Genomic DNA, 14,543 nt, shown 5'->3' with positions numbered 1-14,543 from the left:
AACTATGAGAAATTTAAAATTTTTAGCAACTGCAATTTTTGCAACCGTATTATTTGTATCGTGTTCAAACGACGATGATACGCCAGAAGAGGTAAACGAAGAAGAAGTAATTACTACGCTTACCGTAACACTTACACCTGATGGAGGCGGAACACCAGTTACGTTACAGACCCGTGATTTAGATGGCGATGGCCCTGATGCGCCTGTTATTACAACAGGAAACTTGGCAGCTGGAGTTACTTACAATGGTAGCATTGTGCTGCTTAACGAAACCGAGACACCTGCGGAGAACATTACTTTAGAAGTAGAGGAAGAAGACGATGAGCACCAATTTTTCTACACTATTGGTGGTGGGCTCGATGTTACAACGGCTTATGCCAATTTTGATGGCGATGGAAACCCATTGGGAACGCAGTTTACACTTACTGCGGGTGCAGTAAGCTCGGGAACTTTAACCTTCACGTTACGTCACGAACCAATGAAGCCAAATACAGGTCTTGGCGATGCAGGTGGAGAAACTGATATCGCAGCTTCCTTTAATGTAATGGTACAATAGATTTGAATTAGTCACACTTTTCTTTGTTCCAAGTGAGAAGCCCTCTACATCTTTTTTGTAAAGGGCTTTTCTTTAATTTATTACCTATCATTTTTTGAATGGAAGAACCTATACAAACTATTAACAGAAAAAATAACGCAACAAATGTTAAATTTTATTATTTTTGAATAATTATGAATAGTTATTTAAAAAATACTATTTCCCTTTTTTTCTTGACGACGTTCTTGTTGCTCAAGGTTGTAAACCTGCACGAGGTTTCCCATATAACTTCAGATAAAGACACACAGCATTGCGAACAATGTGCGTTTATCGCTCAAGCGGGTCAGACTACACCCTTAAATGTACCAACACCCCAAGAAAATATTTCATTTGTAAATCCTTTTGATTTTGTAGAGCATAGTGCTGCATACACCTTGTATGTCGCCCCTCACCAAAAGGTACTGCATTCAGATTACTTCCACAACAAGCCGCCACCAAACTCTTTATTGGGATAATTACGGCTTTTCTTCAGTAAATTACTTTAGATAAATTACAGTCAATACCTATATCAGGATTATACGTTTAGTATATGCTTGTCCTACAGGTTTGAACCATATATTTAATAATCCATCCGTTACTATCCTTTGTTATTGATTGGGAAATCTTCATTTCCTACGATAGCCTTTATTCAATCTTTATATATAAAACTATAAAATTTCAGCAACCCTATTAAGTGGCTGTTATTGTGAATAATGGCAACACAGATGTGAACCTATCGACAAACGAAAATTCCGTGTGTTAAAATTTTAAATAGTATGGACGACTTTAAAAGAAGAGAATTTATCAAACTTTCGACAATGGCTTTTGCTGGTATTGCTTTACAGTTTTCAAACGTTTCTGCGTATGCACTAAATGCGAATGGACAAAATGGTTTTTTAGGAAGCAATCCTGAAATGAATTGGGATGCCTTTATTTCTAAAATACAAACATTAGCCAAAACACAGCACCTAAAATCTTGGAACCAGTCAGCGTATTTGACCCAAGTGAAGGCGCTTATGGATAAATGCAAATTCCCTGAGTTTCAAAAAGTAGAAAAGGCATTTAAAGAATACAAGAACAATAAGCCTGATTGGTTTGAACACGAATTATTGCACCAAGAAATTGATTTTCAAGTCTCGCTCTTGCAATTTGAAAAAGGGGAATACATTCCCCATCACGACCATCCAGAAATGTGTGGAATTATCAATATGGTAACAGGTAATGCATTGGTAAAAAATTATTCCCTTGAAAAACATCTTGATACAGAAAGAACCGTTGCAAATGGCGAAAATGAATTGTTATATAAATCTTGTGTAATTAAAGAAGTACAAACGAAATTTTACTACCAAATAAAACTAGCATACTTATGGCTTCAGAAGGTAATATCCATTCTTTAATGCCCAACAAGTTTACGCAGTTAGTTGACATATTTACACCAGCCTATAATGATGAAAATACAGCGGCTTCAAAATGGTTTAAAGTAGATGAGAAAGAAACTTTTGAAGGAATTCCAAATCAATATTTAGCAGAATATGCTGTTGGATAATAATGTTAAAAAAAACAGGATTAATAATAATTGGACACGCCTTAAACATTAAACAACGTAAAACTTCTGCAAATTAGAAAAATATGAAAATTAGGCTTTTGAATAAATTATTGTTTTTCTATTGCTGCACTTTGTCAATAAGTTGTAATCATTCTTACCAAAAAGTAGGATTTCAAGAAGGCGATTTGCTTTTTCAAAATCTGAATTGTGGGGAATTATGTAATGCTATTGAAGCGGTAACAGAAGGTATTGATGGCAAAGATTTTTCTCATATTGCATTAGTGGTAAATGTAAATGACACTTTAAAAGTAATTGAAGCTATAGGAAATAATGTGCAGATAAATTCTCTAGAAACTTTCTTTTCAAGAAGTGGAGATACTGCCAAAATTGAAAATGTAACAGTTGGGAGATTAAAAAAACAATACAAGAACTTAATACCTAAGGCAATAGCAGAAGCTAAAAAAATTATAGGACAACCATATGACAATATTTTTTTATTGAATAATGGGAAAATGTATTGTAGTGAAATGATTTATGAAATATTTAAAGAGTCCAATAAAACCAAAGACTTTTTTGTATTAGAGCCAATGACTTTTAAAGACCCTAAAACAAAAGTATTTTTCCCAGCTTGGGTTAATTATTACAAGCACCTAAATAAAGAAATACCCGAAGGACTATTAGGTATAAATCCAGGATTAATTTCTCGTTCAAACAAAATTTCAATTTTAAAAATAGAAAACTATAAATGACAAGAACAGCAAAAGAAATTGTCCGTAAGCGGGTTTTTAGGTACAGGGTAAACAACCCTGATAAACCAATTTAAAGCCTTAAAGAAGGCTTTAAAGTTGTCGTATCCGTAAGGGGTATACGCTATTAAACATAGATACCACGTTCGAACAGAAGGAAAACAATCTTTTTCAGCTTTGATACTTGTTACATATCTATAACCTAAAGAAACTGTTAATGCAATACAGGTAATTGCTTTACAAACTAAATAAATATGAAAAAAGAGTTAATTGAAGAAATTGGAGATAATCATATACTAACAAATATTGAAACCCCTCTACTTTCAAATGCTTTTGAAAAATCAGATGAAGAAAAGATTGAAAATATTCAACGCTACTTTTCAAAAATAATGCAAGAACTAGGGCTCGACTTAAAAGACGAAAGTCTGTCAGGAACACCCTATCGTTTTGCAAAAATGTACGTAAAAGAATTGTTCTATGGATTAAATCCAATCAACAAGCCTAAACTATCAACATTCCCAAATAAGTATGGTTATAAAAAAATGCTTGTAGAACAAGATATTACTATTGATTCGTCTTGCGAACATCATTTTTTACCTATCACAGGACACGCACATATTGGGTACGTTCCCAATGAAAAAGTTATTGGTCTATCGAAAATAAATCGATTGGTAGATTATTATTCACATCGCCCACAAGTACAAGAAAGATTGTGTTTGCAAATTCTAAATGATTTGCAAGAAACATTAAATACAAAAAATGTAATTGTTGTTCTGAATGCAAAACACTTATGCGTTTCATCAAGAGGAATAAAAGACAAGGACAGTTCTACAACTACTATTGAGTTTGGAGGCTGTTTTGAGGATATAGAAAACCGAAACGAATTTTTTCTAACCTTAAACAAAAAATAAACAGATGACAAAGAAATTACCAGTAACCGTGCTAAGCGGTTTTTTAGGAGCAGGAAAAACAACATTGCTCAACCACATTTTGCATAATAAAGAGGGCTTAAAAGTTGCCGTAATCGTAAACGATATGAGTGAGGTAAACATAGATGCCCAGCTCGTAAAAAATGAAAACACCCTTTCAAGGACCGAAGAAAGACTGGTGGAAATGTCCAACGGCTGCATCTGCTGTACCCTACGTGAAGACCTTATGATAGAGGTTGAAAAGCTCGCCAAGGAAAATCGTTTTGACTATCTACTCATTGAGAGCACAGGAATTTCAGAACCCATTCCCGTGGCGCAGACTTTTAGTTTTGAAAGCGAGGATGGCAGTATTGACCTCAGCCGTTTCAGCTATGTGGATACAATGGTTACTGTGGTCGATGGGTTCAACTTCCTAAAAGATTTTTCCAGCCCAGACTACCTCACATCCCGTAACTTAACAGATATAGAGAATGACACACGAACTATCGTTAATCTGCTCACAGACCAAGTAGAGTTTGCCAATGTCATTATCCTAAATAAAATAGACCTGATTACCGAAGAAAAGTTAAAGCAGTTGTATGGCATCCTTCAAAAACTAAATCCAAATGCGAGGATTATTCCAGCTAAAAATTCTGCTGTACCCTTATCTGAAATCATTGGCACTAAGTTATTTGATTTTGAAGAAGCCGAAAATTCGGCAGGTTGGATACAGGAATTGGAAAACGAACACACCCCAGAAACGGAAGAATACGGAATAGGCTCAATGGTATTCCGAAGTAAAACACCCTTCCATACAGAACGCTTTTGGGAATTTGCCACATCAGGATTTCCTGCAAACATCTTACGCAGTAAAGGATTATTTTGGTTGTCCTCACGTCCTGAACAAGCTTTAATTTGGAGTTCGGCAGGAGGTTCGTTAAAGACCGACCCAGCTGGTGTATGGTGGGCATCAATGCCATTTTCAGAACGTATTGGTTATGCCGCATTTGTAGATAATCAATCTTTTATAGAAAGTGATTGGCACCAAACTTATGGCGACCGAAAGGTCGAACTCGTATTCATTGCCCAAAATTTAGACAGAGACAAGCTTACCAATTTATTGGAGAAATGCCTCTTAACATCGGACGAGCAAAAACTTTGGAAAAACGGGGAATTACAAGTAACAGACCATTGGCCAATAGAAACTCTTGAATATACAAAAAGCTAAAACAGATAAAGATGATACAAATAAATGAACTCACAAAAAAGTACGGCGATGCTACCGCACTTGAAAATTTAAATCTAAAAGTAGGCAAAGGAGAAATCTTTGGGCTTTTAGGTGCTAATGGCGCAGGGAAATCCACAACAATCAATACCCTGTTAGGATTTATAAATCCCGATTCTGGAAGCGTACAAATCAATGAAATTGATACCGTAAAAAATGCGCAAGAAACCCGAAAACTCATTGGCTATATTCCTGAAAATGTAAATCTCTATCCCTATTTATCGGGACTGGAAAATCTGGATTATTTCTGCAAGTTGGCAGGATTAAAATATACCAAAAGTGAATTAGAAGAATTTCTATCTACTTGTGGTCTGGAAACCAAAGCACACGCTAAAAAAGTGAGCGGCTATTCTAAAGGAATGCGACAAAAAGTGGGCATTGCCATTGCGTATGCCAAGAAAGCACAAGTCTATTTATTAGATGAACCTGCAAGCGGTTTAGACCCATTAGCGAGCAACGAACTTTCTGTGTTACTTAAAAAATTGGCTGCTGAAGGTGCAACCATTTTAATGGCTTCCCACGATATTTTTCGTGTACGAGAGGTTTGTAACCGTATTGGCATTCTTAAGAACGGCATTCTGGTAAAAGAGCTGAATAGCCAAGACGTGAGTGCCAACGAGCTGGAGACTTTGTACCTAAAATTTATGCAAAATTAAAAACGAATATTATGTTTCAGATTATTAAAAACGAATGGCGATTTTTACTACGTAGTCGCATATTTTTAGGTATTAGCATTGGGTTTATTGCTATTTTGATAGTGTCCGTTTTTTTAGGGAATTATCAAACACAAAAGCAAGACCAGACGCAAACTAACGCTAAAGAACACGTGCGCCAACAATGGGTAAGCATTGACGAAATGAATCCGCATAGCGCAGCGCATTATGGTACATATGTCTTTAAACCCGCCAATTTATTGAGCAGTCTCGACGAAGGGGTTAACAGCGTAACAGGAAATGTGCTTCGGGTTGAAGGTCACGTACAGAATGAAATCGTTCATTCTGAAGCCTCACAAATGCAAGTAGTTTCAAGATTTGGCAAACTCAAATCCTCACTTTTATTACAGTATATCGTTCCATTATTGTTGATTTTTTTGGCCTTTAATTCTGTAAGCAGCGAAAAGCAAAGTGGCAGGCTTAAACTGCTCATCTTACAAGGTGCAAAACCAATACAGCTTATTTTATCCAAAACATTTTCCGTTTGGCTGTATGGTCTGTTATTATTGCTTTTTGTGATTGTGGTTTATGGTATTCTAAACCTTCAAAGTCTCACTTCGGAAATTTTATTCAGAACAGGATTGTTCTTTTTATCATACGCGCTCTATTATTTTATCATCAGCGGGCTCACCGTTTTCTTTTCTGCAAGATGGCAAAATGCAACACTCGCCTTGACATCAATGTTGGGGATTTGGATACTTTGGACGATTTTTCTACCCAATGTTTTAATGAGTTCTGTTGAAAAGTGGCATCAATTACCCAGCCGAAACGAATTTCAGACCGCTATGGACGAAGACCGCTCAAAAGGTTTGGACGGTCATAACCCTACTGATGAACGTACTAAAGCACTTGAAGAAAAAGTGCTAAAAGAATACAAAGTAGATAGCCTCTCTCAATTACCAATCAATTTTGATGGGTTATTGATGCAGGCAGATGAGGATTATGGTAATAAAGTTTGGGACAAGCATTTTGGGAACAACCGAAATGTATTGCAAGAACAGAAACAGAGCTTTCAATTGGGTGGCATCGTAAACCCGTTTATATCACTTCAAAACACAAGTATGGGCTTTATGGCAAGTGACAATGTACACCATCAGGAATTTTTGCTACAAGTTGAAAATTACCGAAGGGTTTTTATAAAAATGCTGAATGACGAGCACGCCTTTGGAGGTTCAAAAACAGGTAATTGGGGAAAGAATGCCGATAATGCGTTTTTTAGGTCGGTGCCAGATTTTGATTATAAACCAACCCAACTTTCGGTTGTGTTTTCAAACTATATGCTCGACTTGGCATTGCTGGCGTTTTGGTCAGTATTAGTTTTTGCACTTATTCTTTTTGGAACTAAAAAAATTGAAATCTTATGAGAAGTCTTCAGATATTTATATACGAGTGGAAACATTTTACACGAAGTCCTTTCAAAATCGTAGCACTCATATTGTTCATCGTGGCAAGTATGTACGGTTTGCACAATGGTGCCGATTTATATGAAAAACAAAACAATGAATTTGAGCGGCTCACTCAAGAAACAGAAACTGAAATAAAAACAACCCTATCCTACTTTGAGAATGGCAAAAAAGGCCCAGATGAAAGACCTTGGGTGGACAATACGCAACCATTTTGGGCAATTTATAATGCACCAACCTATGCGTTTAAAACACCATCACCTACTATAGTCTATGCGATTGGGCAAACGGAACAATACGGATTTTATAAAAGGATAAATACGTGGAGCAACCCGTATGATGCAGATATGACACAGGAAATTTCCAATCCAGAGCGTATCCAATCTGGTACGTTAGATTTTTCTTTTTCAATCCTATTTCTCTTGCCACTTTTGCTATTGGTGTTGCTGTACAACATTAAAGGGAAAGAAGAAGAGCAAGGATTTTTGCCACTCATTTTTGTGCAAACAGGTTCCAAAAACTGGTGGATAGTTTCACGAACTGCATTCTACACCCTACTACTTCTACTCGTTTTAGTTGGTGTAATGGTTTATGGCGCAACACTTACCAATGTTTTTAAAGCCAATGCCGATAGCTTCTGGAGCATCCTAATTTACGTAACCATCTATCTCTTGTTTTGGGTCATTATTTATTTTTTAATTCTGAAGTATAGTAAAAGCACAGTATCAAACACCTTGTTAATGATTGGCGTGTGGTTGCTTTTTGCATTTATTATTCCAGCTACCATTCAGCAATGGATAGCTATCGAAAAGCCAACCAATCTAATGGTCGACCTAATTGATGTTAAACGAGATAAAACCAGCGAAATAAATGAGCAATCTAAAGCATTGATTAATAGGCAAATGTTTGAATTATATCCTAAATTAAAAGAAACCAAAACCTTTAAAGACACCACCATTGTTAGAAAAAGGGGAGGCTATTCAACTAATGCTTTGGTTACTATCGAAATGAAAAATGCAACCAAAAGTATTGAAGAAGACAACAATGCTAAAAACAAACTTGTTGAAACTACGTATTGGATAAATCCAATCACCTTTTTTCAAAATAAGTTGAACAAACTAACGAACACCCATTACGAAGACTATGAATCCTATAGAAATGCCATTCAAAAAAGCGTCGATGAACGAACCAAAATTATGGTTTTTGATATTTGGAATGATGTTACTGTAGATAAAGAAAAATACTTAGAATACAATAAAACATTCAGTAAATGACACAAACAAAAAAGATATATTGGGCAGATAAATTAGGTGCCATAAGTGCGTTTCTTTGTATAGTACATTGCCTATCAGTACCTGCATTTCTAACGATGGGTATTGGGTTTTTGGAAAATCCCGTAATCGCATACCTGTTTATTTTCGTAGCCTTTATTTCAATCTACAACGCTACTAAAGGTAAAATATTTAAAGGAATAAGTATTTTTCTGTGGGTTGCTTTTGCTGGTTTTGTGACATCCTTATTACTTGAAGAACGTGCTGAAATTTTTGAATATTTAATGTTCTTTTTTTCAGCATCTATTGTTATCGGACATATATATAATATACGGAATTGTTTGAAAACTTAATGAGTATTACCTTTTATAATTTGATTGGCTCATCATATAAATAACATTTCTAAATTAATTTTAACTTAAAATTCTAAACAATGATTACAAAAGAAGAAGTACAAAAAGTTCAACAACAATGGGGCGAAGGCGTCGTAAAAATCGGCAGCCTAATGAATGATGAAAAAGAGTGTAAAGCTTTTACAGAGAATTTCCTAAAAGAGCGCTATGCCTTTCACAAAAGCAATGTACTGTTCAAACCCACAAAAACGGCTCAAAAACAGTTCAGGCCTACACAAGAAGGTGCGCTGTCCTATTTTATTGTGGGCAATGGTACATTTTCTGAAGATGGCGGTTTTGCACTACAACCTTGGACAAACGTTCGGTTTGAGAACAACGGGTTTATCTTGGAAGAAAAACGTGCTATCGCAATGGGCAACTACTTTTTTACAGACCTTACTGGTGGAGAAACCAAAGTGGAATATACCTTTGGCTATACCCCTCGATGATAATGGCGAATTGCTGATAGACCTGCACCATTCTTCGCTGCCGTATAATCCTGAACCAGCCGTATGAGCATCGATTCGGAAAATACAAAAAGCAGGCTGTTTTTAGTATGCCCAAATGGATTTATGGAAGTCCCTGTTCGAGAAAAGTTCGGGGACAATTCCTATTTCTTTACGGCGATGGCTGTGTTTTTTGAGTGGGATGAGGCATCACAGCACAACTTGATGGAGTTTGTGCAACGAAGAAATATTTCCGAAATCTATTTTGTAGGTAACTTAGATAACCCTTTGTATGTCAAATTTATAGACAATCCCGTAATCCCATTGCGAGTGCCTTGGGAGAGGCAGCTCGCTCTCGGATATACAGATTTAAAAACAGAAATTGAAGGACTTGCTGGAGCAAAAATGAAAAACAAAATGCTACTTGCCGATTATTTAGAGCGTCAGATGTCGTTTTTAAAGGCGCTTCCTGTTTTAGGCAGCTACTTATTAAAAGAGGATATAAAGATAAATGCAGTCGTTTATGACCCTGCTGACCATAGTTTTCAAAGCGCCACCAAAGTCAGTTTTCAAGGGAAACTGCTATCAGGAATTTGCTATAATTAATTTAAAAGGATGACCCGATGAAAGAACATATCGTCTTGTTTATTTTTCTTGCCTGTTATAGTGTGGTGTATGCCCAAGAAACTGCAAACTTCCCACCACCACAAACCCCTTTGGAAGTAACGGTCATAAAGGCAACATCTAGTATCAAAATAGACGGTATTCTCGATGAAACTGATTGGGAAAATGCCCCAATAACGGATGACTTCTTTCGGATAGAACCCAACCAAGGAGGAGCGAACAAGTACAAAACAGAAGTGCGCTTTCTTTACGATGATAAAAACTTGTACGTTGGTGCTTTTTGTAAAGATTCAGTTGGTTTAAAAGGAATACGGGTGCAAGACTTGCGACGTGATTTCCTATTTGGGGAAAACGACATCATTGCCATACAGCTCGATGCACAGAACACCAAACAATACGCAGTATCTTTCCAAACAACACCCTATGGCAACCAGCGTGATGCACAGATTTTTAACGACAATAATACAGATAACGATTGGAACGCACTTTGGTTTGTAAAAACAACCCGCACAGAGGACGGTTACTATGCCGAGTTTGCTATTCCGTTTAAATCTTTGCGATATGACAAACCAGAAGATGGCAAACCCGTGGAATGGGGATTGACGATGTTCCGTTTGGCACGTAGAGAGTACGAACAGACCGTTTTTCCAGCTATCCCACAGGCATATTCCCCATACCGAATGACCTATGCGGCAAAGCTCACAGGACTTGAAGTTCCTGAACCATCAGCAAACATACGTATAGAACCGTATTCCCTTTATCAATTCGACGAATCCAAAAGTGGCGATGCAGTTACCGCTTCGGATAACCAGCTTAAAGTGGGTGGAGACGTGAAATGGGCAATCAATCCTAATGCTGTTTTAGACCTGACCATCAATACCGATTTTGCACAGGCAGATGTGGACCGAGCGGTAAATAACCTCGAACGTTTCAATATTTTCTTTCCTGAAAGACGACAGTTCTTTCTTGAAAATTCTGGGATATGGGCCGGCGCATCAGATTTTGCCGTAGTGCCTTTTTTTAGCAGGCGCATTGGTCTTCAAGGAGGTTTTAACGCTGAACCGGCACCTTTAGACGTGGGAGCACGCTTTACGGATAAGGACGAAAACCGAACACTTGCTGGACTCTATGTGCATCAGCGGGAAACCGATAATTCAGCAGCGGCAAATTTTGGGATATTTAGATATGCTCAAAATTACGGCAAGGAAAACAATGTAGGTGTGATGCTAACCCACCGTTTGGATGAGTCGTTTTCAGAATTAGGACTTGACCGCGCCAATAATACTACATTGACAGTTGACGGTCTCATACGCCCAAAAAACGAACTGACCCTTGAATATCTGGGAAGTGGTTCTTATGACGAGGCAACAAATATCAAGGGAATTGCCGGAAAGGTATTTGCAGGCTATCAAGCCAATAACTTTTATGCAGGCTGGTTAACAAATTTTGTAAGCCGCGACTATTTGTCAGGAACAGGTTTTGTATTCCAAAACGATGTCATACAGCACAATCCTGGGGGTTATTACATTTGGCGTCCCGAAAAGATAAAATGGATTCGCCGTTGGGACCCTGGTGTTTTTGTGGACTTTTATCACGATTTTGAAAATCCCGAGAACTTTCAGCAGGCAAGCATCAACATTTTTCCAATTTTTACTTGGTTCAAGGACAACAGCTTTGTCCAAGCTTCCCTCACACCTACGTGGCAGAACATCAATTTTGATTTTTCCCCTTTAGGGTTAGCGATTGCACAAGGTAATTATAGGTACACCCGTTATTTATTGAGCTACAATACCGACCAGTCAAAGAAGCTTTCAGCTTCAATGAAATATAGATTTGGTAACTTTTATGATGGGAGTTTAAACACGGTTGAAGCTGGGTTGCGTTATGCACCTATACCTCATATCGCTTTGTCTGGAAGCTATGAGCATAACACGTTAAAAAATATAGGGATTTTAGATGCAGATTTAGAAACCGACCTCTACACCGCAAGCCTTCGCTTGGCACTCAATCCAAAAGTACAACTTTCCACTTTTTACCAGTACAACAGTTTTGATGAACAAGGTCGTTGGAATGTTCGCTATAGTTGGGAATATATGCCGTTATCATTTATTTATTTGGTATTCAATGATACACAAACCGATGCTTTTGACCCGATACAAAGAAACACCCAATTCATCAGCAAAATCACTTTTTTAAAACAGTTTTAGATGAAGACAAAATATATACAAGTTACTTTTTTGGTTATTATCTTTTTAGCAGGCTGTAAAGAGCAAAAGAAAATGCCCGAAGAGCCCTTGATTGATAAAGATAAAATACAAGCAATGTTCAACAAAAACCCAAACAATGTGCTTTTCAACCATTTTTATATTGTTTTGGACAGCAGTACTTATTCACAATTCCGCTCAAATGCATTTTTGAAGGAATCGTATGCAGGGTTGGATAGCGGTATGCCCGACTTTAATGAAATAAATGATACCGTAAATGCTATCTATTTGCGTGGCGAAACCCATTATCTGGAAATTTTACGCCCCAACAATAGCTTTAAAGAACCTGTGGACCAGATAGGCATTGGTTTTTCATTGGGCGGGCAAAAACCGTTTTCCATAAATAACAGCCTAGAACTTAAAGAAGATAATACGAAGTTTTTACGTGCTTCAGACACAGCTTCTTTTACCATAAAAGATAAAAAACACACTTGGTACAAAGCTTTTTATACCGTTGGGATGAAAACCAATCTATATACTTGGTATTCCTATTATAATCCTGAATTTTTGGAGGCTATAGATGGAGAAAAGCGGGATAACTACAATCGGGAAGATTTCTTAAAAAAGGCTTATGTTCCAGAAAAATTATTTAAAAATGTGGTGTCCATTACGTTGAATTGTAATCTGGCAGACCATTACCGCTTCGCCAAAGAATTGGAATTGTTGGGCTGTTCCCTCGAAAAAAAAGAAGGGGATGACCTCATATTTAAAGTTGGAGATATTTACATTAAACTCATTTTGTCACAATATAAAGGGAAGAGTGAAATTATTCAGATGGAAACCACTCTTAATCAGGAGGACAATAGAACGATAGAAATTGGGGCTATAACCATTAAAACAGAAGGGAAGAAATCCCTATGGACTTTTAGGTAATACCTGATATCAATAAAGTCTTATTTAATCTAGGAAACGAATAATTAATCTTAAAAAACAAAACAATGAAATCAAAGATTCAAGAATACCCAATAAAACATTCAACAATGAGTAAAACAAAAATGCTAAGTTTAGCGGCCGTAACTTTGCTAATGGCGATAGGCTGTAAAGAACCAAAGAAGAAGGATGTTAAAAGTCCAATGGCCACCGAGAGTGAAATTATTTCTGAAGCGTCATCTATCACCATTGAAAAATTGGAAGGCTCGCCTGAATATGCAGATGCTTCACTTAAAATGATGAAATCCGTAGAAATGAAAATAAGCAAAGCGGGAGAAGTGGATTTTGCCTTCGACGTAAACAATTATGAATTAGGCGCGCAGACCGAATCCAAAAACGCTGACCGATTAGCCAATTCAGGTAAAGGGCAGCACATCCATTTTATTTTGAATAACCAGCCGTATTCCGCACATTATGAGCCAAATTTCAAAAAAGAAATTCCAGAAGGGGTGCATCATTTGGTCGCCTTCTTGAGCCGTTCGTACCACGAATCTGTCAAGAACGATAATTCAGTAGTTGTCAAAAAATTGATGGTGGGTAGCGACCCTAAAGATGTCCAAGATTTGGATATGGAAGCCCCAACGCTTATTTACAGCCGCCCAAAAGGCGAGTATGCGGGTAAAGATACAGAGAACCTACTGCTTGATTTTTTTGTGCTCAACACTACACTTTCTGAGAAAGGAAACAAGGTACGAGCTACGATAAACGGGGAAGTGTTTATGATAACTGAGTGGGCACCGCAAGTTATCAAAGGTCTTCCGTTAGGCGAGGTAACAATCAATCTTGAACTTTTAGATGCTGAAGAGAATTTGATACCTGGCGTGTTTAACGAGGTAACCCGAACTGTTATGCTTAAGGAATAATAGATTGCTTATTTCTTCAACCAAAAAAAATCCGTGCATTGTAGCACGGATTTTTAGTTTTGGTATGGCTTCGGATATTTACTGTTCTTCCATATTTTCTACCATTCTTTCTTTAAGGTCTTTATGCTCTTTCATCATCATCTCGTGCTCGTCTTCCATAGAGCTGTGTTCTTCCATCATCTTATCGTGGTCTTTCTTCATCTGTTTGATTTCAGCTTCCATCTCTACCGCATTAAGGTTGTCAAAATCGGTTTTTAACTTTTTGTGCCCTTCTATAATTGCGGCGTGGCTTTCAATAATGGCATCGTGCTTTTTAAGGATAACACCGTGCTTGGCTACATCCCCTAAAAGTGTAGAATCCTGTACTTCCATTCCTTCAACTTCTTCTGAAAATTTTTGGTGCTCGCCCATCATACTTTTATGGACTTCCTCAAATTTCTGGTGCGCCATTTCTATTTTATCACTTTCTGTCATCAAAGTGTCATATTGTGCGCTAAGGTCTTTTTTCTTGTCGTCGCAACTTATAAAGATAACTGCGGTTACTGATAGTATTAGTAACAATTTTTTCATTTTCGTTG

Annotated in this window: 17 protein-coding genes; 16 read left to right on the top strand and 1 reads right to left on the bottom strand. The window is 37.2% G+C overall.

Going from position 1 to position 14,543, the window contains the following annotated elements:
* The first annotated feature begins 4 nt into the window (after positions 1-4).
* The 16 genes from ESY88_RS05265 (at position 5) to ESY88_RS05190 (ending at position 13,965) form a co-directional block, all read left to right on the top strand.
* Positions 5-556: a type 1 periplasmic binding fold superfamily protein gene (locus tag ESY88_RS05265; protein ID WP_147085588.1), complete on the top strand. Its 552-nt coding sequence runs from the start codon at positions 5-7 to the stop codon at positions 554-556.
* 173 nt (positions 557-729) lie between these two features.
* The gene (locus ESY88_RS05260; protein ID WP_147085587.1) at positions 730-1,050 is read left to right on the top strand and encodes a hypothetical protein; all 321 of its coding nucleotides are present in this window, start codon (positions 730-732) and stop codon (positions 1,048-1,050) included.
* 300 nt (positions 1,051-1,350) lie between these two features.
* Entirely contained in the window at positions 1,351-1,971 is a 621-nt protein-coding gene (locus tag ESY88_RS05255) for a cupin domain-containing protein (RefSeq protein WP_147085586.1), read from the top strand.
* Positions 1,941-2,120: a hypothetical protein gene (locus ESY88_RS05250; protein ID WP_147085585.1), complete on the top strand. Its 180-nt coding sequence runs from the start codon at positions 1,941-1,943 to the stop codon at positions 2,118-2,120. Before ESY88_RS05255 ends, ESY88_RS05250 begins: the two co-directional genes overlap by 31 nt.
* A gap of 83 nt (positions 2,121-2,203) precedes the next feature.
* A complete protein-coding gene (locus ESY88_RS05245) occupies positions 2,204-2,869 on the top strand; it encodes a YiiX/YebB-like N1pC/P60 family cysteine hydrolase (RefSeq protein WP_147085584.1) in 666 nt (221 codons plus the stop codon).
* Between the two features lie 251 nt (positions 2,870-3,120).
* Complete coding sequence (gene folE, locus ESY88_RS05240) at positions 3,121-3,777, top strand: GTP cyclohydrolase I FolE (protein ID WP_147085583.1); 657 nt, start codon at positions 3,121-3,123, stop codon at positions 3,775-3,777.
* A 4-nt stretch (positions 3,778-3,781) separates the two neighbouring features.
* Positions 3,782-5,002 (top strand): GTP-binding protein, encoded by a 1,221-nt coding sequence (locus ESY88_RS05235; protein ID WP_147085582.1) that lies wholly within the window; start codon positions 3,782-3,784, stop codon positions 5,000-5,002.
* An 11-nt stretch (positions 5,003-5,013) separates the two neighbouring features.
* Entirely contained in the window at positions 5,014-5,715 is a 702-nt protein-coding gene (locus ESY88_RS05230) for an ABC transporter ATP-binding protein (protein WP_147085581.1), read from the top strand.
* Between the two features lie 11 nt (positions 5,716-5,726).
* Entirely contained in the window at positions 5,727-7,136 is a 1,410-nt protein-coding gene (locus ESY88_RS05225; RefSeq protein ID WP_147085580.1) for a DUF3526 domain-containing protein, read from the top strand.
* Complete coding sequence (locus tag ESY88_RS05220; protein ID WP_147085579.1) at positions 7,133-8,449, top strand: ABC transporter permease subunit; 1,317 nt, start codon at positions 7,133-7,135, stop codon at positions 8,447-8,449. The genes ESY88_RS05225 and ESY88_RS05220 overlap by 4 nt, the downstream gene beginning before the upstream one ends.
* Positions 8,446-8,799 (top strand): MerC domain-containing protein, encoded by a 354-nt coding sequence (locus ESY88_RS05215; protein WP_147085578.1) that lies wholly within the window; start codon positions 8,446-8,448, stop codon positions 8,797-8,799. Before ESY88_RS05220 ends, ESY88_RS05215 begins: the two co-directional genes overlap by 4 nt.
* Positions 8,800-8,879: 80 nt before the next feature.
* Positions 8,880-9,287 (top strand): hypothetical protein, encoded by a 408-nt coding sequence (locus ESY88_RS05210; protein WP_223270731.1) that lies wholly within the window; start codon positions 8,880-8,882, stop codon positions 9,285-9,287.
* 63 nt (positions 9,288-9,350) lie between these two features.
* Positions 9,351-9,890 carry a hypothetical protein gene (locus ESY88_RS05205; protein WP_147085577.1) on the top strand — a complete coding sequence of 180 codons (540 nt, stop codon included), beginning with the start codon at positions 9,351-9,353 and terminating at the stop codon, positions 9,888-9,890.
* A gap of 17 nt (positions 9,891-9,907) precedes the next feature.
* Complete coding sequence (locus tag ESY88_RS05200; RefSeq protein ID WP_147085576.1) at positions 9,908-12,115, top strand: carbohydrate binding family 9 domain-containing protein; 2,208 nt, start codon at positions 9,908-9,910, stop codon at positions 12,113-12,115.
* On the top strand, positions 12,116-13,045 hold the full coding sequence (locus ESY88_RS05195) for a DUF5829 family protein (protein WP_147085575.1): 930 nt from the start codon (positions 12,116-12,118) through the stop codon (positions 13,043-13,045). It abuts the gene before it with no gap.
* Positions 13,046-13,152: 107 nt separating this feature from the next.
* Positions 13,153-13,965 carry a hypothetical protein gene (locus tag ESY88_RS05190; RefSeq protein WP_147085574.1) on the top strand — a complete coding sequence of 271 codons (813 nt, stop codon included), beginning with the start codon at positions 13,153-13,155 and terminating at the stop codon, positions 13,963-13,965.
* A gap of 78 nt (positions 13,966-14,043) precedes the next feature.
* Here the strand turns inward: ESY88_RS05190 and ESY88_RS05185 are convergent, their stop codons facing one another.
* A complete protein-coding gene (locus ESY88_RS05185; protein WP_147085573.1) occupies positions 14,044-14,535 on the bottom strand; it encodes a hypothetical protein in 492 nt (163 codons plus the stop codon).
* Positions 14,536-14,543 lie beyond the last annotated feature (8 nt).

Source organism: Subsaximicrobium wynnwilliamsii, assembly GCF_007997225.1.
GTDB classification, from domain to species: domain Bacteria; phylum Bacteroidota; class Bacteroidia; order Flavobacteriales; family Flavobacteriaceae; genus Psychroserpens; species Psychroserpens wynnwilliamsii.
This window is presented reverse-complemented; position numbering and strand designations above follow the sequence as displayed.

Bases quoted from the DNA above. Each gene is read 5' to 3' on its own strand.
- ESY88_RS05265 (WP_147085588.1), top strand. From the start codon at position 5: ATGAGAAATTTAAAATTTTTAGCAACTGCAATTTTTGCAACCGTATTA.
- ESY88_RS05260 (WP_147085587.1), top strand. From the start codon at position 730: ATGAATAGTTATTTAAAAAATACTATTTCCCTTTTTTTCTTGACGACG.
- ESY88_RS05255 (WP_147085586.1), top strand. From the start codon at position 1,351: ATGGACGACTTTAAAAGAAGAGAATTTATCAAACTTTCGACAATGGCT.
- ESY88_RS05250 (WP_147085585.1), top strand. From the start codon at position 1,941: ATGGCTTCAGAAGGTAATATCCATTCTTTAATGCCCAACAAGTTTACG.
- ESY88_RS05245 (WP_147085584.1), top strand. From the start codon at position 2,204: ATGAAAATTAGGCTTTTGAATAAATTATTGTTTTTCTATTGCTGCACT.
- folE (WP_147085583.1), top strand. From the start codon at position 3,121: ATGAAAAAAGAGTTAATTGAAGAAATTGGAGATAATCATATACTAACA.
- ESY88_RS05235 (WP_147085582.1), top strand. From the start codon at position 3,782: ATGACAAAGAAATTACCAGTAACCGTGCTAAGCGGTTTTTTAGGAGCA.
- ESY88_RS05230 (WP_147085581.1), top strand. From the start codon at position 5,014: ATGATACAAATAAATGAACTCACAAAAAAGTACGGCGATGCTACCGCA.
- ESY88_RS05225 (WP_147085580.1), top strand. From the start codon at position 5,727: ATGTTTCAGATTATTAAAAACGAATGGCGATTTTTACTACGTAGTCGC.
- ESY88_RS05220 (WP_147085579.1), top strand. From the start codon at position 7,133: ATGAGAAGTCTTCAGATATTTATATACGAGTGGAAACATTTTACACGA.
- ESY88_RS05215 (WP_147085578.1), top strand. From the start codon at position 8,446: ATGACACAAACAAAAAAGATATATTGGGCAGATAAATTAGGTGCCATA.
- ESY88_RS05210 (WP_223270731.1), top strand. From the start codon at position 8,880: ATGATTACAAAAGAAGAAGTACAAAAAGTTCAACAACAATGGGGCGAA.
- ESY88_RS05205 (WP_147085577.1), top strand. From the start codon at position 9,351: ATGAGCATCGATTCGGAAAATACAAAAAGCAGGCTGTTTTTAGTATGC.
- ESY88_RS05200 (WP_147085576.1), top strand. From the start codon at position 9,908: ATGAAAGAACATATCGTCTTGTTTATTTTTCTTGCCTGTTATAGTGTG.
- ESY88_RS05195 (WP_147085575.1), top strand. From the start codon at position 12,116: ATGAAGACAAAATATATACAAGTTACTTTTTTGGTTATTATCTTTTTA.
- ESY88_RS05190 (WP_147085574.1), top strand. From the start codon at position 13,153: ATGAGTAAAACAAAAATGCTAAGTTTAGCGGCCGTAACTTTGCTAATG.
- ESY88_RS05185 (WP_147085573.1), bottom strand. From the start codon at position 14,535: ATGAAAAAATTGTTACTAATACTATCAGTAACCGCAGTTATCTTTATA.